General features: G+C 58.8%; 19 protein-coding genes. 6 read left to right on the top strand and 13 right to left on the bottom strand.

Annotated features, from left to right (window positions below):
* Position 1 precedes the first annotated feature (1 nt).
* From KW837_RS15305 to gpmI, 5 genes are all read right to left on the bottom strand, one after another.
* Complete coding sequence (locus KW837_RS15305; protein WP_218396953.1) at positions 2-1,240, bottom strand: serine protease; 1,239 nt, start codon at positions 1,238-1,240, stop codon at positions 2-4.
* Between the two features lie 104 nt (positions 1,241-1,344).
* Positions 1,345-2,142, bottom strand: coding sequence for a divergent polysaccharide deacetylase family protein (locus KW837_RS15310; protein ID WP_218396955.1), 798 nt, complete (start codon positions 2,140-2,142; stop codon positions 1,345-1,347).
* A 1-nt stretch (position 2,143) separates the two neighbouring features.
* The gene (locus KW837_RS15315; protein ID WP_218396957.1) at positions 2,144-3,463 is read right to left on the bottom strand and encodes a S41 family peptidase; all 1,320 of its coding nucleotides are present in this window, start codon (positions 3,461-3,463) and stop codon (positions 2,144-2,146) included.
* 34 nt (positions 3,464-3,497) lie between these two features.
* Positions 3,498-4,790, bottom strand: a complete 1,293-nt coding sequence (locus KW837_RS15320) for a murein hydrolase activator EnvC (RefSeq protein ID WP_218396960.1) — start codon at positions 4,788-4,790, stop codon at positions 3,498-3,500.
* A gap of 231 nt (positions 4,791-5,021) precedes the next feature.
* On the bottom strand, positions 5,022-6,551 hold the full coding sequence (gene gpmI, locus KW837_RS15325; protein ID WP_218396963.1) for a 2,3-bisphosphoglycerate-independent phosphoglycerate mutase: 1,530 nt from the start codon (positions 6,549-6,551) through the stop codon (positions 5,022-5,024).
* A gap of 153 nt (positions 6,552-6,704) precedes the next feature.
* On the opposite strand from gpmI, the gene KW837_RS15330 reads away from it, so the two are divergent.
* Genes KW837_RS15330 through secB form a run of 3 tightly spaced genes read left to right on the top strand, consistent with a single transcriptional unit; the run spans position 6,705 to position 7,915 of the window.
* The gene (locus tag KW837_RS15330; protein WP_007897412.1) at positions 6,705-7,118 is read left to right on the top strand and encodes a rhodanese-like domain-containing protein; all 414 of its coding nucleotides are present in this window, start codon (positions 6,705-6,707) and stop codon (positions 7,116-7,118) included.
* Between the two features lies 1 nt (position 7,119).
* Complete coding sequence (grxC, locus tag KW837_RS15335) at positions 7,120-7,374, top strand: glutaredoxin 3 (protein ID WP_053153180.1); 255 nt, start codon at positions 7,120-7,122, stop codon at positions 7,372-7,374.
* A gap of 55 nt (positions 7,375-7,429) precedes the next feature.
* Positions 7,430-7,915, top strand: a complete 486-nt coding sequence (secB, locus tag KW837_RS15340) for a protein-export chaperone SecB (protein WP_007897410.1) — start codon at positions 7,430-7,432, stop codon at positions 7,913-7,915.
* Between the two features lie 131 nt (positions 7,916-8,046).
* Here secB and KW837_RS15345 read toward each other — a convergent pair whose 3' ends face one another.
* Positions 8,047-8,502: a tRNA (cytidine(34)-2'-O)-methyltransferase gene (locus tag KW837_RS15345; RefSeq protein WP_008068783.1), complete on the bottom strand. Its 456-nt coding sequence runs from the start codon at positions 8,500-8,502 to the stop codon at positions 8,047-8,049.
* Between KW837_RS15345 and KW837_RS15350 the strand changes: the two genes are divergently transcribed.
* Entirely contained in the window at positions 8,501-8,941 is a 441-nt protein-coding gene (locus KW837_RS15350) for a hypothetical protein (protein WP_218396966.1), read from the top strand. The genes KW837_RS15345 and KW837_RS15350 overlap by 2 nt on opposite strands.
* 606 nt (positions 8,942-9,547) lie before the next feature.
* Here KW837_RS15350 and ntrC read toward each other — a convergent pair.
* The 6 genes from ntrC to glnA all read right to left on the bottom strand — a co-directional run bounded on the left by ntrC (position 9,548) and on the right by glnA (position 15,693).
* On the bottom strand, positions 9,548-10,984 hold the full coding sequence (ntrC, locus tag KW837_RS15355) for a nitrogen regulation protein NR(I) (RefSeq protein ID WP_007897405.1): 1,437 nt from the start codon (positions 10,982-10,984) through the stop codon (positions 9,548-9,550).
* Positions 10,981-12,066 (bottom strand): nitrogen regulation protein NR(II), encoded by a 1,086-nt coding sequence (gene glnL, locus KW837_RS15360; RefSeq protein ID WP_008068785.1) that lies wholly within the window; start codon positions 12,064-12,066, stop codon positions 10,981-10,983. Before glnL ends, ntrC begins: the two co-directional genes overlap by 4 nt.
* A gap of 330 nt (positions 12,067-12,396) precedes the next feature.
* Positions 12,397-12,999: a DUF4124 domain-containing protein gene (locus KW837_RS15365; protein ID WP_218396968.1), complete on the bottom strand. Its 603-nt coding sequence runs from the start codon at positions 12,997-12,999 to the stop codon at positions 12,397-12,399.
* Complete coding sequence (locus KW837_RS15370; protein WP_218396970.1) at positions 12,996-13,511, bottom strand: DUF4124 domain-containing protein; 516 nt, start codon at positions 13,509-13,511, stop codon at positions 12,996-12,998. The genes KW837_RS15365 and KW837_RS15370 overlap by 4 nt, the downstream gene beginning before the upstream one ends.
* A gap of 92 nt (positions 13,512-13,603) precedes the next feature.
* Positions 13,604-14,152 (bottom strand): chorismate mutase, encoded by a 549-nt coding sequence (locus tag KW837_RS15375; RefSeq protein WP_218396971.1) that lies wholly within the window; start codon positions 14,150-14,152, stop codon positions 13,604-13,606.
* A gap of 134 nt (positions 14,153-14,286) precedes the next feature.
* Positions 14,287-15,693 carry a glutamate--ammonia ligase gene (gene glnA / locus KW837_RS15380; protein ID WP_007907861.1) on the bottom strand — a complete coding sequence of 469 codons (1,407 nt, stop codon included), beginning with the start codon at positions 15,691-15,693 and terminating at the stop codon, positions 14,287-14,289.
* Between the two features lie 330 nt (positions 15,694-16,023).
* Between glnA and thiI the strand changes: the two genes are divergently transcribed.
* Both thiI and typA read left to right on the top strand, forming a co-directional pair.
* Complete coding sequence (gene thiI / locus KW837_RS15385; protein ID WP_192346687.1) at positions 16,024-17,478, top strand: tRNA uracil 4-sulfurtransferase ThiI; 1,455 nt, start codon at positions 16,024-16,026, stop codon at positions 17,476-17,478.
* A gap of 139 nt (positions 17,479-17,617) precedes the next feature.
* On the top strand, positions 17,618-19,438 hold the full coding sequence (typA, locus tag KW837_RS15390; protein ID WP_007907857.1) for a translational GTPase TypA: 1,821 nt from the start codon (positions 17,618-17,620) through the stop codon (positions 19,436-19,438).
* A 209-nt stretch (positions 19,439-19,647) separates the two neighbouring features.
* On the opposite strand, the gene KW837_RS15395 is transcribed toward typA, so the two are convergent.
* Positions 19,648-20,088, bottom strand: coding sequence for a YkgJ family cysteine cluster protein (locus KW837_RS15395; RefSeq protein ID WP_218397395.1), 441 nt, complete (start codon positions 20,086-20,088; stop codon positions 19,648-19,650).
* Positions 20,089-20,223: the final 135 nt, after the last annotated feature.

Consider the following 20,223-nt stretch of genomic DNA (forward strand, 5'->3'; position numbering starts at 1 on the left):
ATTACCTCGATGGGGTCTGAAACGCAGCGTCCGGCGTCGCGCTCAAGTACATGGCACTTGTAAACACGTTATTCAATGTCGCCCTTGTCAGCTGCTGTTCCCGTGAGGCGACACCGATAATACAGAGCGCATAGGCGCCGCTTTGTGGCCCGATTTCAGTATTGATGTAAGCATCTTCAGCGCGGATGGCGGCGCTATAGTTGCGTGGCGCCTGACAATCCCGAGCGTTGTGGACCGTTTTGTAGCGGTAGAAGGGCGCCTCGAGGGAGAACCTGAAGTCCCACGTAGGCAATACGATCTGCTCATCCGCATTTTGCGTTCTATAAACGTATGACTTGAGCTTCCAGGGCTCCATGACAGTCAGCTCGACCGGCTCCAACGAACACTGAGCCCCATCGCGGGTAAAAACGCCGTCAATAAAGCACTTGTGCAGGAAGTTGGCCGAGTAGCTGTAGTTGAAACGGGCGGCCTTGCAAGACGTCGAGTGCTCACAATCGGGCGGCGCCGGGGTATTGCGCGAGATCCCGACTTTACTGACGATGCCGGTGATTTCATTGGTGCGGCGGTTCAGCATCGGGCTACCGGAGCTGCCGGCGTGAAGATCGCAGCTGTTTTTCATGGCCAAAGGGAAAACCCCAGGGTGATCGATAAACGTTCCGGCGGTTTGTTCAGCACAGGCGCTCAATCGAAGCCCCTGTTCGGTAAAGCCGCCCGGCGCGCCAACGTTAAGCGCATTCTGACTTTCGTAGGTTTGATGGGAGGCCAGCTTGAGCGGGTTGATCCCGGCCTGTATCAGCGACGCCAAAGTTGCGTCTACCTCCAGTACTGCAAGATCGGTCCCGACCAGACTGCTCCATCGGGCAGTTCGGATGGCGTATTGGCGCTTACGCTGTGGTACGTCATGAAAGTAGCGGAAGGTGACGCTGGCTTTCAAAGGCAGATTGGTCCGCGCCGAACCGTACTCAAAGAATACGCAATGACCGCTGGTGAGCAGGTAAGCAGGGCCAGTGGCTCGGCCTTGCCTGTTTCGCGTATCCAGTAGAACGGCGCTGCAAGTCTCGCCCGAGTGGAGACTGAGTCGTCCCACGCCGCTCCAGATTTCATAAAAATGTTTGCTGTTTTGCAGTGCCCTTGACGGCGAGTCGTTGACAGCGCCTTCGCCCAGGTCGCGGGCCTGCACGGCGGAAATAGCCAGCAGGCCAATCAGGCCGGTGAAGCAAAACAAGCTGAGATATTTCATGTCCATTCCTTGGTGATGAAATTCGGGGTGAGCGCTATCGTGGCACGCGTCTGTGTGCCGACAGGTATAAATAGTTATCGCGAAATGGAGTGGGCTGCGAGCAATTACCGGGCGGTCGGGAGGCGGTACTGGCCATCCTTGCCATGTGCCGCCGTCGCGCGATTGCCACGCACGCTGATCATTTGTTGGATATCGATCCAGTCAATGCCCTGAGCCTTGAGCTTGGGCAATTCACGTTCAAGCACCGCCAATGTCTGCGGATACGGATGCCCGATCATCACCGCAGAACCCTGCTTGCGCGCCAGGCTGATAGCCGTTTGTAGCTGAATGAAAATTGCGGCTTCAGTGGGCTCGTCATCGAGGAACACATCCCGCGAAACGCTTGCCAAACCGATCTTCTGCGCCTCGGCGGCGGCCACGGTTTGTGCACTGGTGCGGCTGTCGACGAAGAACTTGTGTCGACGCTGCAAGTCGGCCATCAGCCAGGCCATGGCCGGTTGCTGGGCGGTCATGCGGCTGCCCATGTGGTTGTTGATACCAGCGGTATACGGCACAGCCTTGAACGCCGCGTTCAAGCGCTTCTCGAGTTCTTCGATGGGCAATTCGGGATGCCAGGCGAACGGCCCGGTGGCCGGGGCCATGGGCATGTGCAGGATGACGATCTTGCCGGCGCGATGGGCTTCGCGGGCGAACTCGGTGGCGTGGGGGGTGTCGGGCATGATCGCCGCAGTGACCGGGCCGGGCAGCGCCAGCACGCGGCGATCCTGAAGCAGGTTCTGCCCCAGGTCATCGATGATCAGGCTCAGATAAGCCTTCGCCGGTGTGGCCGCCGTCGTGGCAGGCGCCGCGTGAGCGACACCCGCCAGACAGCACAGCAGGCCGAGGAGCAACCGCAGGCGCATCTCAGCGGCCGGAGGTGATGCTCAGCCCTTTGAGCAGGCTCAGGGCCTGGGCCAACTGGTAATCGTCATCCTGCGGCATGGCCTTGGCTTTGCCACCGGAACCGGTCGGTTTATCGGCGCCGCCGTTGCCATTGCCCAAGTGACCTTGCAGATCGGCTTCCTTGAAGTATTCGCCGTCCTGCTCGTTGGTGATCTTGGCCCTGCGCACTTCGATGTCCGGGACGATGCCCTGAGCCTGGATCGAGCGGCCGTTCGGCGTGTAGTACAGCGCCGTGGTGATTTTCAGTGCGCGCTCGTTGTTCAGCGGCAACACGGTCTGCACCGAGCCTTTGCCGAAACTGGTGGTGCCCATGACCACGGCGCGTTTCTGATCCTGCAGGGCGCCGGCAACAATTTCCGAGGCCGAGGCACTGCCGCCGTTGATCAGCACGACCATTGGCACGGCTTCGCTTTCGTCCTTGCCGGTGGCGGAGAAGCGCAATTCGGAGTTGGCGATACGGCCCTTGGTGTAGACGATCAGGCCTTTGGTGATGAAATGGTCGACCACTTCCACCGCCGATTGCAGCACGCCGCCCGGGTTGTTACGCAGGTCGAGGACGATGCCGCTGAGCTTCTTGCCGTTGTCCTTGCGCAGCTTGACCAGGGCCTTGGAGACCTCTTCGCCGGTCTTGACCTGGAACTGGGTGATGCGGATGTAGCCGTAGCCGGATTCCAGCAGCTGGCTCTTCACGCTCTTCACTTGAATGATGGCGCGGACCAGGGTCACGTCGAACGGCGCACCGCCATCGCGTACCAGGGTCAGGGTGATCTTCTGGCCGATCTTGCCGCGCATCTTGTCGATGGCTTCGGTCATGCTTTGGCCGCGAGTCGGCTGGCCGTTGATCTTGACGATGAAGTCGCCGGCCTGAATGCCCGCCTTGGAGGCCGGGGTGTCATCGATGGGCGAAACCACTTTGATGAAACCGTCTTCGGCGCCGACTTCGATGCCCAGGCCGCCGAATTCGCCGCTGGTGCTTTCCTGCAATTCAGCGAAGTCTTCCGGGCCGAGGTACGCGGAGTGCGGGTCGAGGTTGCTGAGCATGCCTTTGATGGCGTTTTCCAGCAGGGTCTTGTCGTCCACCGGCTCCACATAGGCGGCCTTGATCCGATCCATGACTTCGGCAAAAGTGCGCAACTCGTCCAGCGGCAATGGCGCCTTGGTGGTCGCAGCAGTGCCCGCAGGTGCGATCACCGGGGCAGGCTCAGCGGCAAACGCCAACGGTGCGCCGATCCCCAGGGCAATCGTCAGGGCCAGCGAGGTAAGGCGGGACAAATACAGCATGTCGAACGAACTCCTAATGTAGGTGACTCAACGCCTATCCTTGCGCGCGACACCATTGCGCTGGATCACTCGGGTGACCCTGCTGACGAATAGCGAAATACAGCGCTGGTGTGTCCTGCCCGCCACTGCTACCGACAGTGGAGATGGACTCACCGGCTTTTACCACGTCACCCGCAGACTTGAGCAGCGTCTGGTTGTGACCGTAAAGACTCAAGAAACCGTTGCCGTGGTCGAGGATCACCAGCAACCCGGCGCCTCGTAACCAATCGGCAAACACCACGCGGCCGCCGTGAACGGCATGCACCTGGCTGCCGGCGGAGGCGCTGATCATCACGCCGTCCCATTTGGTGCGGGCATCGTCACCACGGCTTTCACCGAAGCGCGCCAGCAGTCGACCATCAACCGGCCATGGAAGTTTGCCGCGGGTGGAAGCAAAGGGGCCGCCAAAGGTTTCGCCTGAACTTGAAACCAATGCGCCGGGTGTCGATTTAACGGTTTTGCGTGGGGCGTCAGTGGCATCTGCTTCAGCCTGAGCCTCACGTAAACGCTTTTTTTCGGCTTCCTGCTGGGCGATCAGCGCTTTTTGCCGCGCTTCTTCTGCCTCTCGGGCCTGACGGGCCAGGGTTTCTTCGATGGTTTTAAGGACTTTAGACAGATCTGCCTGATCCTGCTCGCGCGCCGCCAGTTTCTGATCGCGGGCCTTCACGTCGTCGCTGAGTTTGGCCAGGACTTGCTGGCGCTCCTTGCGGACCTTGTCGAGTTCGTCGCGCTGGCTGTCGAGGCTGCTTTTCTGCACCAGCAATTGCGCCTGCTGCATGGCGATGTCTTTTTCGACATTGGCGAGTTGGCGCAGGGTTTCGTTGAAATTCTTCAGCTGCTCCAGGCGGGCTTGGCTCAGATAGTCGTAATAGGTGAGGGTGCGAGCGAATTTTTCCGGGTTCTGCTGGTTGAGCAGCAGCTTGAGGTATTCCTGACGCCCATTCTGATAGGCCGCGCGGGCCTGGATGGCGATCAGTCGTTGCTGTTCAATGCGCGCGCTCTGGAGTTTTTTTTTCTCAGCATCGAGTCGCTGCAGCTCGGATTCGCTTTTCTTCAGCTCTTTTTGCAGGGCTTCGACCTGCTTCTCGAGCTTGCCCATCTCGGTTTCGGTGCCCTTGAGGTCTTTCTGCACCCCGGATTTTTCTTCCTGGAGTTTACCCAGCAATTTTTTCAGCTCGGCAATGTCCTGACGCGTGGCGTCCAACTGTTGTTGGGTTTGCGTGCGCTCGTCGGCAAAGGCCGGTTGAAGCAGGCAAGTCAGGGCAAGGGCTATCAGGACGCGAAGCATAGAGGCGGGCGACACCAGGGAAAGGGACGGCCTAGTATGCCCGCCAAGCGCAGCAAAAAAAATGCCCAATTGGGGTTGTGTGATAACTGGACAAAAAAACACCGCAAAACCAATGTGGGAGCGGGCTTGCTCGCGAATGCGGTGTGTCAGGCAACGTTGATGTCGACTGATACACCGCATTCGCGAGCAAGCCCGCTCCCACAGGGTTTTGGCGGTGTTTGATAGGGCGGATTACACCAGAATCGAAGTCCCGGTCATTTCCACAGGCTTCTCAAGCCCCAGCAACATCAGCATGGTCGGCGCGACGTCCGCCAGCACGCCGCCGTCGCGGACCTTGAAGTCCCGCTTGCCGACATAGATGAACGGCACCGGCTCGGTGGTATGTGCAGTGTGCGCCTGGCCGGTGGTTTCGTCGGACATTTGCTCGACGTTGCCATGGTCAGCGGTAATCAGGGCTTCGCCGCCGACTTTTTCCAGCGCCTCGACGATACGGCCGACGCACAGGTCCAGGCATTCAACCGCTTTGACTGCCGCGTCGAATACGCCGCTATGGCCGACCATGTCGCCGTTGGCGTAGTTGACCACGATCACGTCATAGCGCTGGTTTTCAATGGCATCGACGATGCGGTCGGTGACTTCCGGGGCACTCATCTCGGGCTGCAAGTCATAGGTGGCGACTTTCGGCGACGGGATCAGGATGCGTTCTTCGCCCGGGAACGGTTCTTCGCGACCGCCGGAGAAGAAGAAAGTCACGTGGGCGTACTTCTCGGTTTCGGCGATGCGCAGCTGCGTCTTGCCGTTTTTCGCCAGGTAATCGCCCAGCACGTTGTCCAGGCTGCTCGCGGCGAAGGCCGACGGCGCGGGAATGCTGGCGGCGTATTGGGTCAGCATGACGAAACCGGCCAGTTTTGGCTGGCGAGCGCGTTCGAATTCCTTGAAATCGTCTTCGACGAACACGCGGGTCAGCTCGCGAGCGCGGTCGGCGCGGAAGTTCATGAAGATTACGGCGTCGTCGTCTTCGACTTTCACCGGTTCACCGATGCTGGTGGCTTTGACGAATTCGTCGCTCTCGCCACGCTCGTACGCGGCTTGCAGGCCTTCCTGTGCGGTGGCGGCGTTGAATTCGCTGGCGCCATCGACAATCAGGTTGTAGGCCTGGGACACGCGATCCCAACGGTTGTCGCGGTCCATGGCGTAGTAACGGCCAATGATGCTGGCGATCCGGCCTTTGCCGAGGGCTTCGAAGGTCGCGTCCAGCAACTCGATCGACGACTGAGCGCTTTTCGGTGGCGTATCACGGCCATCAAGGAACGCGTGCAGGTAGATTTTCTCGGCGCCGCGCTTGTAGGCCAGTTCAGCCATGGCGACCAGGTGATCCTGGTGGCTGTGAACGCCGCCATCGGACAGCAGGCCCATGAAGTGCACGGCTTTGCCGGCAGCAACGGCTTTATCCACCGCGGCGCAGATGGTCGGGTTCTCGAAGAACTCGCCGTCGCGGATCGCTTTGGTCACGCGGGTGAAGTCCTGGTACACCACGCGGCCGGCGCCAAGGTTCATGTGGCCGACTTCGGAGTTGCCCATCTGGCCGTCCGGCAAGCCGACGTCCATGCCGCTGCCCGAGATCAGGCCGTTCGGTACGGTAGCCCACAGGCGGTCCAGTACAGGCTTCTTCGCCGCATAGATGGCGTTGGATTCAGGGCTCTCACTGTGACCGAAGCCGTCGAGAATAATCAGGACCAAAGGTTTAGGCGTGGTAGTCATGGATTCCACTCGTGGCTGAATTAAAAGAGGGCGATGGAAAAGGGAGTAGGAGTTTAAAGCGAAGTTCCGACGCCGTCACCGCCGGACGGGGTTTGGCCCACCATAGTGGCTGTGTATACTGGCCGACATTTTAACGCCCTGGAACCTCCTTCGATGGTTGCTCACCTGATTGAATTTGCCACTAACCACTATTTGCTCGTCGGTATCTTCGTCGTACTGCTGGCGTTGCTGATCGCTTATCAGATGCAAGGCGGCGGCCGCAGCCTGAGCACCGGTGAACTGACCGGGCTGGTCAACAAGGACGCGGGCGTTGTGATCGACATTCGTTCGACCAAGGATTTCACCGCTGGTCACATTGTTGGCGCGTTGAACATTCCTCACGACAAACTGACCGCTCGCGTCGGCGAACTGGAAAAGCACAAGGCCAAGACCATCATCCTGGTCGACGCCATGGGCCAGACTGCCGGCACTCATGCCCGCGAACTGATGAAAGCCGGCTTCACCGCCGCCAAGCTGTCTGGCGGTATTTCCAGCTGGAAAGCCGACAATCTGCCGCTGGTGAAGTGATATGAACAACGTCGTCGTCTATTCCAGCGATTACTGCCCTTATTGCTCGCGAGCCAAGTACCTGCTCGAGAACAAAGGCGTAGCCTTCGAAGAGATCAAGGTCGATGGCAAGCCGCAGGTGCGTGCCGCGATGGCTCAGAAAGCCGGACGAACGTCCGTGCCACAGATCTGGATCGGCAGCACCCACGTTGGCGGCTGTGATGATTTGTTTGCCCTGGAGCGCGCCGGCAAGCTCGACGCCCTGCTCAAGGCCTGACTGCCTTACTTGAAATAGCCAACCCTACAAGACCCGAGATCAGAAAGGATCTGAGATGACTGACCAACAGAACACTGCAGCTAGCGAAGAAGAAACCGCACCGCAATTCTCCTTGCAGCGCATCTACGTACGCGACTTGTCCTTCGAAGCCCCGAAAAGCCCGGCGATCTTTCGCCAGCAGTGGGAGCCGAGTGTCGGTCTGGATCTGAACACCCGTCAGAAGGCTCTGGAAGGCGACTTCCACGAAGTCGTGCTGACTCTGTCGGTCACCGTGAAAAACGGTGAAGAAGTGGCGTTCATCGCTGAAGTTCAACAGGCCGGGATCTTCCTGATCAAGAACCTGGACGATGCTTCGATGAGCCACACGCTCGGTGCGTTCTGCCCGAACATCCTGTTCCCGTACGCTCGCGAAACCCTGGACAGCCTGGTGACCCGTGGTTCGTTCCCGGCCCTGATGCTGGCCCCGGTGAACTTCGACGCGCTGTACGCACAAGAGCTGCAACGTATGCAGGCGGCTGGCGAGACTCCGACCGTTCAGTAAGCGGTCTGTGCGTCAAAGCAAGTCCAATGTGGGAGCGGGCTTGCTCGCGAAAGCGGTGTAACAGTCAACGAAGATGTTGAATGTTATGGCCCCTTCGCGAGCAAGCCCGCTCCCACATTTGTTATGCGGTGTTACTTGAACCCGAGTTGACGCCAGCCTTCGTAAACCGCGACGGCCACGGTGTTGGACAGGTTCAGGCTGCGACAGCCTTCGCGCATCGGCAGGCGCAGGCGTTGTTCGCTAGGCAGGGCATCGAGCACCTCGGCCGGCAAGCCACGACTTTCCGGGCCGAACAGGAAGGCATCGCCCTCGGCGAAACTGGCGTCGTGAAAGGGCCGCGAGCCCTTGGTGGTAAAGGCGAACAGCCGGGGATGGCCGAGGCTTTCCAGACAGCTGGCGAGGTCTGCGTGGCGTTGCAGGGTGGCATACTCATGGTAATCGAGGCCGGCCCGGCGCAGACGCTTGTCGTCCATCTCGAAGCCCAGCGGTTCGATCAAATGCAGGTGGCAGCCACTGTTGGCGCACAGCCTGATAACGTTGCCGGTATTCGGCGGAATTTCTGGTTGGAAAAGGATGACGTGAAACATGCACGGCTCCGAAGGTAAAGATGACGGGCATTCTACGCCGCCAAAGGACCCTCGTTCGAAACTATTCCCAAGGGTGATGGCTTCGCTGGCGATTGTCGGGGTGATGGTGGGCCTGATGATCGGTCGCCTGACCGCGCCCGACCCCAGTGTTTTAGAGCAAGTCGAGGTGACGAACGATGGACTGGTGGTGTGGTTCAACAACGAACCCAAAACCCACGGCGAGATAGTCGACGGCAGCGTGGCGCTGTTGTTCGAGGCGCAAGGCAAGGCACAGAAAGGTCAGCTCAAGCTCAACGGCAAGGACGTGAACTGGCGAACGCGTTTGAGTGATGGGGGACTGTTGCTGACGCTGGTGGCGGCCCGGCCGCTGCAGGGCGAGTGGGCCGGTAGCGAGGTCGATGACCGCTGGCGGCTGGAGATCCATCTCCGAGAGCAATAAAAGAGGGAATCCCCGGCCTGCCTGTACCAAGGTTCCCAAAACGGTAGGGCTCGCGCATTGCGGCGTGAGCCCGGTGTAAAGAGGGAATCCCCGGCCTGCCTGTACCAAGGACCCCAAAACGGGATGGGCTCGTCGCAATTGCGGTATGAGCCCGGTGTAAAGAGGGGAATCCCCGGCCTGCCTGTACCAAGGTCCCCGAAACTGGGTAGTGAATCGAATCACTGAATGGACTATTGCAGGGGGCGTGCCAGTTTTTAACAAGTTGCAACAGAAAGCCGCCCAACAGCGCTGAAAGCCCCGTAATTCGGGGTTTTTGTGTTTCTGCGTTATGGTTTTTTTTGCAAATGAAGGCGGGGTTTCAGATCGGTTGTCGTGCTCGATTGCGGTTCACGGTGCATTGCCGCGGTGCATTGAGTTCTAAATGTGGGAGCGGGCTTGCTCGCGAAAGCGGTGTGTCATTCAACATCAATGTTGAATGTGATGGCCTCTTCGCGAGCAAGCCCGCTCCCACATGGGTTTGATGTCAGCCACAAAAGACGGCTTGGCACAAAACCTGTAGGAGCGAGGCTTGCCCGCGAATGGATCCAGAGAACGACGAAGGCCTGACTAGCCCTCATCCCCCTCATCATCATCCCCACCATCAACCTTCATCCCCAATTCCTTGATCTTGCGCGTCAAGGTATTGCGGCCCCAACCCAGCAACACGGCAGCGTCGCGGCGGCGGCCGGCGGTATGTTTGAGGGCGGTTTCGATCATGATCCGCTCGAAGGCTGGCACGGCACTGTCCAGAAGACTCGACTGGCCGCGAGCCAACGCCTGATCAGCCCACTGACGCAACGCTTGCTCCCAATTGGTCACCGGTGCCGAATCCTGCGGCAGGCTCAGCAGCTCTGGCGGCAGATCGCTGATGTGCACTTCGCGACCCGAAGCCATCACCGTGATCCAGCGGCAGGTGTTCTCCAGCTGACGCACGTTGCCTGGCCACGGCAGATTCTTCAGGTATTCCTCGGTTTCGCTTTTCAGCAGCTTCGGTTCCACTGCCAGTTCTTGCGCGGCGCGGCTGAGGAAATGCTTGGCCAAGGTCGGGATGTCTTCGCGACGGTCCGACAGCCGTGGAATGTGGATGCGGATCACGTTGAGGCGGTGGAACAAGTCCTCACGGAATTTTCCGGCATGCACCAGGGTTTCCAGATTCTGGTGAGTCGCGGCGATGATGCGCACGTCGACCTTCACCGGCACATGACCGCCGACACGGTAGAACTCACCGTCCGCCAATACCCGCAGCAAGCGCGTCTGAGTGTCCGCCGGCATATCGCCGATTTCATCGAGGAACAGTGTGCCGCCATCAGCCTGCTCAAAACGCCCGCGACGCAGGTTAGCCGCGCCGGTAAAAGCGCCTTTTTCATGGCCGAATAGCTCGGACTCCATCAGATCCTTGGGGATCGCCGCCATGTTCAGCGCAATGAACGGCGAGGCCGCCCGTGGGCTGTGACGGTGCAGGGCGTGGGCCACCAGTTCTTTACCGGTACCGGATTCGCCATTGATCAGCACGGTGATGTTGGAGTGGCTCAAGCGGCCGATGGCGCGAAACACTTCCTGCATCGCCGGTGCTTCGCCGATGATTTCTGGCGTACGGGTCAGGGCGACCGGGACTTCCAGGCCTTGCTGTTCCTGAGCATGCTGGTTGGCGCGCTTGACCAGTGAAACCGCTTCGTCGACATCGAACGGCTTGGGCAGGTATTCGAACGCGCCACCCTGATAGGACGCGACAGCGCTGTCCAGGTCGGAGTGCGCGGTCATGATGATGACCGGCAGTCGTGGGTGCTGTTCGCGAATCCGTGCCAGAAGGTCCAGGCCGCTGGCACCCGGCATGCGGATGTCGGAGATGATCACGTCCGGCTGCTGGCGCGCCAGGCGGCTCATCACGCCGTCGGCGCTGTCGAAGCTTTGCGTGGTCATGCCTTCCTGCTGCAAGGCTTTTTCCAGGACCCAACGGATAGAACGGTCGTCATCGACGATCCACACGGTTTCACTACGGCTCATGTCGATGTGGCTCCTTGTTCCAGTGGCAGAAAGATCGAGAACGTGGTGTGGCCTGGATGGCTTTCACATTCGATCAGGCCCTGGTGCTGGCTGATGATGTTCTGGGTAATGGCCAGGCCCAGCCCGGTACCGTCCGGGCGACCGCTGACCATGGGAAAGAAGATGGTTTCCTGCAGCTCGGCGGGGATCCCCGGGCCGTTGTCGATGATTTCGATCTTGGTCACCAGGCGGTGGCGCACGTGACCGATGGTGAACTGGCGCATGGCGCGGGTACGCAAGCTGATGCGGCCAAGGCGCAGCTCGTTCTGGCTACTGATGGCCTGCATCGCGTTGCGCACAATGTTCAGGACGGCCTGAATCATCTGTTCGCGATCGATCAACACATCCGGAATGCTTGGGTCGTAGTCACGCACCAAAGTGATGCAGCCCTGACTTTCGGCCTCTACCAGCTGACCCACGCGCTCCAGCACTTCATGGACATTGCACATGGCCAGTGACGGCAATTTGTTGGAGCCGAGCATGCGATCCACCAGATTGCGCAGGCGATCGGCTTCTTCAATGATGACGTTGGTGTAATCGCGCAGGCTTTCTTCCGGCAATTCACGGGCGAGCAACTGAGCCGCGCCACGAATCCCGCCGAGCGGGTTTTTGATTTCATGGGCGAGGCCGCGTACCAGCATCTTGCTGGTCTCCTGCTTCGACAGCTGCGCCTCTTCCTTGGTGATCCGCAACAAGCGGTCACGCGGGTGAACCTCCAGCAACAGCAGCGTATTGCCATTGCTCAGGATCGGTGTCACGGCGTAGTCGACGGTCAGGGTCTGGCCGGTGAGGGCGGTGAGCATCGCTTCGCGCTTGGTGAACGGGTGCGCCTGCTGGACTGCCTGGCGCAGGGAGTTCAGCGCCTCGGTGGATTCGGTGAACAACTCGCTGATGAACTGTCCATGGCTACGCTGGCCGCTGATGGCCAGCAGCATTTCCGCCGCCGGGTTCATGTACTCAAGGCGCAGTTCGGCGTCGAGCAGAATGGTTGCGGTGGTCAGGTTGTCGAGTAGCAAGCGGTGTAGTGCGTCGCTAATGGTCATCAGGACCTCTTTTGGAGCAGGGCATGCGCATGAATAACGCGCCGATACGGGGAAAATGCAAAAACCAAACCAAGGCTCCGAAAAGAAGCGTTTAGAGCCTGAAACAGGCGTTTAACGCTCATTTGCGTGGCGTTCTGCCAGCTTTTGCGGGTACTTTCGAACCAAAATGGGTTGTGTTGTGAGTACTGTGCACTCTATTGCACCAATATAGTGCGCAAACCTGAACGAAGTAAAAGAAGCGCAGGAAGGTCGGACATGTAGGAGTCAGGCTTGCCGACGAAGGCGTCCTTAAGAGCGCTTTCGCCGGCAAGCCTGGCTCCTACACGGGCATTAGCGCCAGAAGGAGCTTTCTTCTTCGGGTTTGTCTTTGAGGGGGCATTCCGGCCGTTGGCCGTAGTCGGTAAGGACGCAGGGTTTGACCTGACGTTTCTGCGCGAGGGAAATGCGCTGCATGTGGAAGGGTTGATTGGCCGTGCGTTCGACGGTACGGCCCTGTTCGTCGAGGATTTCCACCGACAGGTTGTGGCTGCCGCGATCGATGTTGCTCAGGGCGAACACCGGGCTCGGGCCAGGCTCGGCGGTGGGTTGTCCATCCAGTAGCAGGCGATAGCGATGGCCCTGTTGCAGGCCGGGTTCGCTGGTAACGCTGACGATCAATTCACCGGCAGTGCTACGGATCGTGGCATCCGGGTCCGGCACCAGCACACGAAGCATGTCGTAATGAAACAGTGGTTTGGCTTTCGTGGCCGTCATTGGCGCGGTGCTGCTCGGGTTGGCCGACATCCGATTGCTGGTCGCCAGTGGTACACGCTTGGCATTACGGGTGCCCGGCTGATCGGTGAAGACCCGATTGCCTTGGGCGTCTATGTAGGTAAAAACCTCGGCCAATGCCGGCAGGCCGATCAGGCATGCGACCAACAGCCAGTACCTCAAGGCTTATGCACCCGTTGTACGGTGAAGGTCACGGTGGGGCTCTGCTGCACCACGTTTTGCCCATCGATCACCTGAACCGCGAGGCGGTGTTCGCCACGGTCGATGTTCACCAGTTGCAGAATCGGCACGTTGCTCGGTTGGCCGTAGGGTTGATCGTCCAGTAACAGCCTGAATCGATGAGAGCCTTGCAGGCGCGGTTGGATCAATGCGCTGACCGTGAACGTGCCGTTGTTGGCGCGCAGGGCTTCTTCGGTGGGCAAGCCGGTTAGCTCCAGTACTTGATAGGCGCTGCCGGGCTGTTCGCGGCTACTGGCTTGCGCAGGCGCTACAGGTTCGCTCGGAGGTTGAAGCTCGACGCTGTTGAGCGGTGGCAACTCCACGGGCTGAGCCTTTACGCCATCGGGCGGTTGATTGCTGTACGCGGTGTTGCCGTTGGCGTCGGTGTATTTGTAGATCTGCGCGGCGGCGGGCAGGGCGATCAGCACAAGCAGGCATAACAACAATGAGCGCATTGCAGGCTTCCATTGGCCGTTGGGCAAGTGTCCGGCCCTGTTCCGTTCATGGCGACAGCATAGAGCACTTCAGCGCACGCCGGCAGACCGGCTCAGCGGCTGGCGCTGCACAACTCGGCGGTGGCGCGTACCTGGGCGAGTTTTCGCAGTGGCGCTTGGGCGCCGGTTTTATTGGCCTTGGCCAGCCATGACGGGCACTGCGGGTCGTTGCGATAAGGGCTGAAATCGGCCAGTTGTTGCAGCAGGCGTTTTTGTAACTGATCAAGTTGGGGGCGGATCTGCCCGATGAGATCGGGGCGAGGATCATTGGGCGCCTTGCCTTGGGCATGCCAGTCAGACAGGTGCGCGTATTGCACCAGTTTGTTGGCCTCGATCTGCGCCGAGAAGAACTGTTCGACGGCTTCGTTGCTCAATTTATAGGCAGGTGCCAGAGCGACAGCACCGGCAATGACTTCGCGCTCGCGCTGCCGGTCTTCGACAGGTTTGCCGCTGTCCCATTTGCTCAGCGCGACCTGATCGGCAATCGCCAGGCGTTCTTCGATGGTGCCAAGCAACGGGGCGAGGGCGGCAGGTGCCGGGCTGGCAAAAGCACTGTTGGCCAGCAGGGCGGTGAGCAGGGCAAGGCATGGACGTAGGCGCATGGGGCATCTCGGCTTTATCGGATGAAAGCCATGATGCACGCAACCGGGCATCCGATGACAGACGGTCGCCCATAAAAAAGGCCTCCCGAAGGAGGCCTCTCTTTTGTCACGCCGCGTAGCGCGGCGCTACCGGATCAGCAGCTGTAGTACAGCTCATATTCCAGTGGGTGTACGAAGGTGCGAACCTTGATTTCTTCTTCGCTTTTCAGGGCGATGTAAGCGTCGATGAAGTCGTCGCTGAAAACGCCGCCTTTGGTCAGGAACGCACGACCTTTGTCCAGCTCTTCCAGGGCTTCTTTCAGGCTGCCGCAAACTTGTGGGATCTCTTTCGCCTCTTCAGGCGGCAGGTCGTACAGGTTTTTGTCAGCTGCGTCGCCAGGGTGGATCTTGTTCTGGATGCCGTCCAGGCCAGCCATCAACAGTGCAGCGAAGCCCAGGTACGGGTTAGCTGCCGGATCCGGGAAGCGAGCTTCGATACGGCGAGCGCGAGGGCTGGACACGTAAGGAATACGGATCGAAGCCGAACGGTTGCGAGCCGAGTAAGCCAGCATCACTGGCGCTTCGAAACCTGGGACCAGACGCTTGTAGGAGTTGGTCGACGGGTTGGTGAAGCCGTTCAGAGCCTTACCGTGCTTGATGATGCCGCCGATGAAGTACAGAGCGGTATCGGACAGGCCGGCATAGCCTTCGCCAGCGAAGGTGTTCTTGCCATCTTTGGCGATGGACAGGTGAACGTGCATACCCGAACCGTTGTCGCCGTACAGAGGCTTAGGCATGAAGGTCGCGGTGCGGCCATATGCATCAGCAACGTTATGTACGCAGTACTTCAGGGTCTGAACTTCGTCAGCCTTGGCAACCAGGGTGTTGAACTTCACGCCGATTTCGTTCTGACCGGCAGTCGCCACTTCGTGGTGGTGAACTTCGATGACCAGGCCCATTTCTTCCATGGCGTTGCACATGGAGGTACGGATTTCGTGGTCGTGGTCGAACGGCGGAACAGGGAAGTAGCCGCCTTTGACGCCTGGACGGTGGCCTTTGTTGCCGCCTTCCACGTCCTGGTCGGACATCCACGAACCTTGTTCGGAGAAGATTTTGAACATCGAACCGGAGATGTCGGACTTGAACTTCACTTCGTCGAAGATGAAGAATTCAGGCTCTGGACCAACGAATACGGTGTCGCCGATACCGGTCGACTTCAGGTATTCCTCGGCACGCTTGGCGATCGCACGTGGGTCACGGTCGTAGCCTTGCATGGTCGAAGGCTCGATCACGTCGCAAACCAGGATCAGGGTCGGCTCTTCGGTGAACGGGTCGAGAACGGCAGTGCTGTCGTCCGGCATCAGGATCATGTCGGAAGCTTCGATGCCTTTCCAGCCAGCGATGGAGGAACCGTCGAACATTTTGCCTTCTTCGAAGAAAGCTTCATCCAGCCCATCGCGAGCCGGCATGGTCACGTGGTGCTGAGTGCCTTTTGTGTCCGTGAAGCGCAGATCAATCCACTTGACGTCATGATCTTTGATGAGTTGAACCGACTTCGACATAGTGTCCTCCGGGTGGCTTCGGGCTTAGTAGTGGATGCCCTTAGAATGTGGGTGATGCCGGCGCGAATACTCTGCCAAGGCAACCTGCCTCACAAGGGAGCAAATTGCATGCCAGTGCCCCACCATGGGTTTTTTGCCCCAATATCACGCTTATAAAGGTGCAAAGCCTCGAAAAGCGCCAAACCTCGCCCTGTAATGTAGCGTCGAATTCCATAAATGACCTGTTTTGGTGCGCACAAAACCTTCTGCACATTAACTGGTTAAACCTTGAGCAATTTCCGCTATAATCCGCGCCCCCCTTTTTCGGCTGGCCCAGCGCGCGCTGTTTTCATGAAACTAATCGTAAAAGTCTTCCCCGAGATCACCATCAAGAGCCGCCCGGTACGGATGCGTTTCATCCGCCAGTTGGCCAAAAACATCCGTACCGTGCTCCGCGATCTGGACCCGGCTGTGGTGGTCAACGGTGTGTGGGACAATCTCGAGCTGGAAACCCGCGTCAGCGAGCCGAAAGCCCTGAAGGAGATGACCGAGCGCCTGAGCTGCATGCCGGGTATCGCGCATTTCCTGCAGGTCGATGAATACCCGTTGGGCGACTTCGACGACATCGTCGCCAAGTGCAAGCAGCATTTCGGTGACGCCCTGGCCGGGAAGATTTTTTCGGTGCGCTGCAAGCGTGCCGGCAAGCACGAATTCAGCTCCATGGACGTCGAGAAATACGTCGGCAGCCAACTGCGTCGTCAGTGCGGCGCCGCCGGAATCTCGCTCAAAGCGCCGGAAATCGAAGTTCGCATCGAAATTCGCGACAAACGGTTGTTCGTGATCCACAGCCAGCACAACAGCATCGGCGGTTATCCGCTGGGTGCCCTGGAACAGACGCTTGTACTGATGTCCGGTGGCTTCGATTCCACCGTCGCCGCCTACCAGATCATGCGCCGCGGGCTGATGAGCCATTTCTGCTTCTTCAATCTGGGCGGACGAGCCCACGAACTGGGCGTCATGGAAGTCGCGCACTTCATCTGGAAGAAGTACGGCAGCTCCCAACGCGTGTTATTTGTCAGTGTGCCGTTCGAGGAAGTACTGGGAGAAATTCTCGGGAAAGTCGATAACAGTCATATGGGCGTAGTTTTGAAGCGTATGATGTTGCGCGCTGCTTCCCGTATTGCCGATCGGCTGGAGATCGAAGCGCTGGTCACCGGCGAAGCGATTTCCCAGGTGTCGAGCCAGACGTTGCCGAACCTGTCCGTGATCGACTGCGTGACCGACAAGCTGGTCTTGCGCCCGCTGATCGCCAGTCACAAGCAGGACATCATCGACCTGGCCAACGAAATCGGTACTGCCGATTTCGCCAAGCATATGCCGGAATACTGCGGGGTCATCTCGGTGAACCCAAAGACCCACGCCAAGCGTCCGCGCGTGGAGCATGAAGAGAAAGAATTCGACATGGCGGTCCTTGAGCGTGCGCTCGAGAACGCCAAACTGGTGCCGATCGATCGCGTAATCGACGAATTGGGCCAGGATTTGCAGATCGAAGAAGTCAGCGAAGCTCTGGCGGGCCAGATCATCATCGACATCCGTCACCCGGATGCCGCTGAAGACGAGCCGCTGGAACTTGCTGGCATTGAGGTGCAGACGATGCCGTTTTATGCATTGAACGCTCGTTTCAAGGAACTGGACCCTACTCGCCAGTACCTGCTGTATTGCGACAAAGGCGTGATGAGTCGCCTGCATGCCCACCATTTGCTCAGTGAGGGGCATGCCAATGTGCGCGTTTATCGACCGAGCTAAGTGCCCGGGGCTGTTTGCCTGTGGCCTGCGTCACCGGCCCCCCGACGCCGCCGTCAAGCTGTAACGGCTTTGCCGGACTCTACTGTAAATCGCTGCCAAGACTTGTCAGCACACCGAATCCTCTGATCGAGATACACAAGTGATCGAAAATCTACGCAACATCGCCATCATTGCTCACGTTGACCATGGTAAAACCACCCTGGTAGACAAACTCTTGCGTCAATCCGGCACCCTGGAGCGCAACGAGCTCAACGACGAGCGCGTGATGGACTCCAACGACCAGGAGAAAGAGCGCGGTATTACCATTCTGGCGAAAAACACCGCCATCAACTGGAACGGCTACCACATCAACATCGTGGACACCCCGGGCCACGCCGACTTCGGCGGCGAAGTTGAACGCGTAATGTCGATGGTTGACTCCGTTCTGCTGCTGGTTGACGCTCAAGACGGCCCTATGCCGCAAACCCGTTTCGTGACCAAGAAGGCTTTCGAAGCCGGCCTGCGTCCAATCGTGGTGATCAACAAGGTTGACCGTCCAGGCGCGCGTCCGGACTGGGTTCTGGACCAGATCTTCGACCTGTTCGACAACCTCGGTGCTACCGAAGAACAGCTGGACTTCAAAGTCGTCTACGCCTCGGCCCTGAACGGCATTGCCGGTCTGGAACACACCGACATGGCTGAAGACATGACTCCGCTGTACCAGTCGATCGTCGACAACGTACCTGCGCCGAAAGTCGACCGTGACGGTCCGTTCCAGATGCAAATCTCCGCTCTGGACTACAACAGCTTCCTGGGTGTTATCGGCGTTGGCCGTATCGCTCGTGGTCGCATCAAGCCGAACACTCCGGTTGTTGCTATCGACGCCGACGGCAAGAAGCGTAACGGTCGTATCCTGAAGCTGATGGGTCACCACGGCCTGCACCGCATCGACGTTGAAGAAGCAGCTGCCGGCGACATCGTCTGCATCAGCGGCTTCGACCAGCTGTTCATCTCCGACACTCTGTGCGACCCACTGAACGTCGAAGCGATGAAGCCGCTGACCGTTGACGAGCCAACCGTTTCCATGACCTTCCAGGTAAACGACTCGCCTTTCTGCGGTAAAGAAGGCAAGTTCGTCACCAGCCGTAACATCAAGGAACGTCTGGATAAAGAACTGCTCTACAACGTTGCTCTGCGCGTTGAAGAAGGCGACACCGCCGACAAGTTCAAAGTCTCCGGCCGTGGTGAGCTGCACCTCTCGGTACTGATCGAAACCATGCGTCGCGAAGGCTTCGAAATGGGTGTTGGTCGTCCGGAAGTGATCATCCGCATGGTTGACGGCGTCAAGCACGAACCGTACGAAAACGTGACCATCGACCTGCCGGAAGAATCGCAAGGTTCGATCATGGAACAGATCGGTATCCGTAAAGGCGACCTGACCAACATGGTTCCGGATGGCAAGGGCCGTGTGCGCCTTGAGTACAACATCCCGGCTCGTGGCTTGATCGGTTTCCGTAACGAGTTCCTGACCCTGACCTCCGGTGCAGGCATCCTGACCTCGATCTTCGACCGTTACGACGTGATGAAGTCCGGCGACATGTCCGGCCGTCAGAACGGCGTGCTGGTTTCGGTTGCTACCGGTAAGGCGCTGACTTACTCGCTGGAAACCCTGCAAGCTCGCGGCAAACTGTTCCTGGGTCACGGTGAAGACGTGTACGAAGGTCAAATCGTCGGCATCAACAGCCGCGACAACGACCTGGGCGTCAACCCAACCAAAGGCAAGAAGCTCGACAACATGCGTGCTTCGGGTAAAGACGAAACCATCGCTCTGGTTCCGCCTATCCGCTTCACCCTGGAGCAGGCTCTGGAATTCGTTCAAGAAGACGAATTGTGCGAAGTCACTCCTAAGTCCATCCGTCTTCGTAAGAAGATCCTGGGCGAAAGCGAGCGTACCCGCGCTGCCAAGAAAGCTGGTAACTGAGTTTCGACTTAGTTAGCGCTTAAAAAAACGCCCCCGACCGCAAGGTCGGGGGCGTTTTTGTTTGTCTGGGGCTTGTGCGGTGTCAATTCGGGCCCCTTCGCGGGCAAGCCTCGCTCCTACAGGTCATGCACCGTTCTTATGACGCGTGCAAAACCCGTAGGAGCGAGGCTTGCCCGCGAAGGCGATCTATCCGGCAGCGCGATTCCGGATCAGAACTTCTCAAGCGTCCTACGGCTGGCGCTGTTCTCGCGCACCACTTCTTTAGGCTTGTACGCGCAATACCCCGGCCGCGGTCCGATCTTCGGGTGATTGCGGCAGGTATCCGGGCGCTTATCATAAATAGTGCACAAACGGCTCTTGCGATCCAGGTACAGGCAATCGTTGTTGCTCATGCGCTGAAGGGTGAAGATCTCGGACTTCTGGTTATAGCGCTCGACGATTCCTTCCTTCTGCAAACGCTTGGCGATGTTCTTCGGCGGATCGCCACGCTCGAATTCGTCGACAATGCCGATACGGATCAGATCCTTGATCTTGACCTCGACCGGCAAGGTGCAGCAGCTGGACACGCAGGAACCGCACATCGGGGCAGAGTATTTTGCCCAGGTATCGAGGCGATCGATCTCCGCGGCGGCGATCAGGTTGGGCTTCATCATCGGTTGTTACCAGCGTGTGCATCAGGGCGCGCGATCATACCGGGACTGGTGGATTTTTGAACAACCTTTCGCCAGATTTTTTCGCTTGGCGCAAAATAATCCCTGTGTCCGGCACGGCCCCTGCATTGTTTC

It is taken from the genome of Pseudomonas sp. PDM24 (genome assembly GCF_019218905.1).
In the GTDB taxonomy this organism is placed as follows: domain Bacteria; phylum Pseudomonadota; class Gammaproteobacteria; order Pseudomonadales; family Pseudomonadaceae; genus Aquipseudomonas.

Bases quoted from the DNA above. Each gene is read 5' to 3' on its own strand.
- KW837_RS15305 (WP_218396953.1), bottom strand. From the start codon at position 1,240: ATGAAATATCTCAGCTTGTTTTGCTTCACCGGCCTGATTGGCCTGCTG.
- KW837_RS15310 (WP_218396955.1), bottom strand. From the start codon at position 2,142: ATGCGCCTGCGGTTGCTCCTCGGCCTGCTGTGCTGTCTGGCGGGTGTC.
- KW837_RS15315 (WP_218396957.1), bottom strand. From the start codon at position 3,463: ATGCTGTATTTGTCCCGCCTTACCTCGCTGGCCCTGACGATTGCCCTG.
- KW837_RS15320 (WP_218396960.1), bottom strand. From the start codon at position 4,790: ATGCTTCGCGTCCTGATAGCCCTTGCCCTGACTTGCCTGCTTCAACCG.
- gpmI (WP_218396963.1), bottom strand. From the start codon at position 6,551: ATGACTACCACGCCTAAACCTTTGGTCCTGATTATTCTCGACGGCTTC.
- KW837_RS15330 (WP_007897412.1), top strand. From the start codon at position 6,705: ATGGTTGCTCACCTGATTGAATTTGCCACTAACCACTATTTGCTCGTC.
- grxC (WP_053153180.1), top strand. From the start codon at position 7,120: ATGAACAACGTCGTCGTCTATTCCAGCGATTACTGCCCTTATTGCTCG.
- secB (WP_007897410.1), top strand. From the start codon at position 7,430: ATGACTGACCAACAGAACACTGCAGCTAGCGAAGAAGAAACCGCACCG.
- KW837_RS15350 (WP_218396966.1), top strand. From the start codon at position 8,501: ATGCACGGCTCCGAAGGTAAAGATGACGGGCATTCTACGCCGCCAAAG.
- KW837_RS15345 (WP_008068783.1), bottom strand. From the start codon at position 8,502: ATGTTTCACGTCATCCTTTTCCAACCAGAAATTCCGCCGAATACCGGC.
- ntrC (WP_007897405.1), bottom strand. From the start codon at position 10,984: ATGAGCCGTAGTGAAACCGTGTGGATCGTCGATGACGACCGTTCTATC.
- glnL (WP_008068785.1), bottom strand. From the start codon at position 12,066: ATGACCATTAGCGACGCACTACACCGCTTGCTACTCGACAACCTGACC.
- KW837_RS15370 (WP_218396970.1), bottom strand. From the start codon at position 13,511: ATGCGCTCATTGTTGTTATGCCTGCTTGTGCTGATCGCCCTGCCCGCC.
- KW837_RS15375 (WP_218396971.1), bottom strand. From the start codon at position 14,152: ATGCGCCTACGTCCATGCCTTGCCCTGCTCACCGCCCTGCTGGCCAAC.
- glnA (WP_007907861.1), bottom strand. From the start codon at position 15,693: ATGTCGAAGTCGGTTCAACTCATCAAAGATCATGACGTCAAGTGGATT.
- thiI (WP_192346687.1), top strand. From the start codon at position 16,024: ATGAAACTAATCGTAAAAGTCTTCCCCGAGATCACCATCAAGAGCCGC.
- KW837_RS15395 (WP_218397395.1), bottom strand. From the start codon at position 20,088: ATGAAGCCCAACCTGATCGCCGCCGCGGAGATCGATCGCCTCGATACC.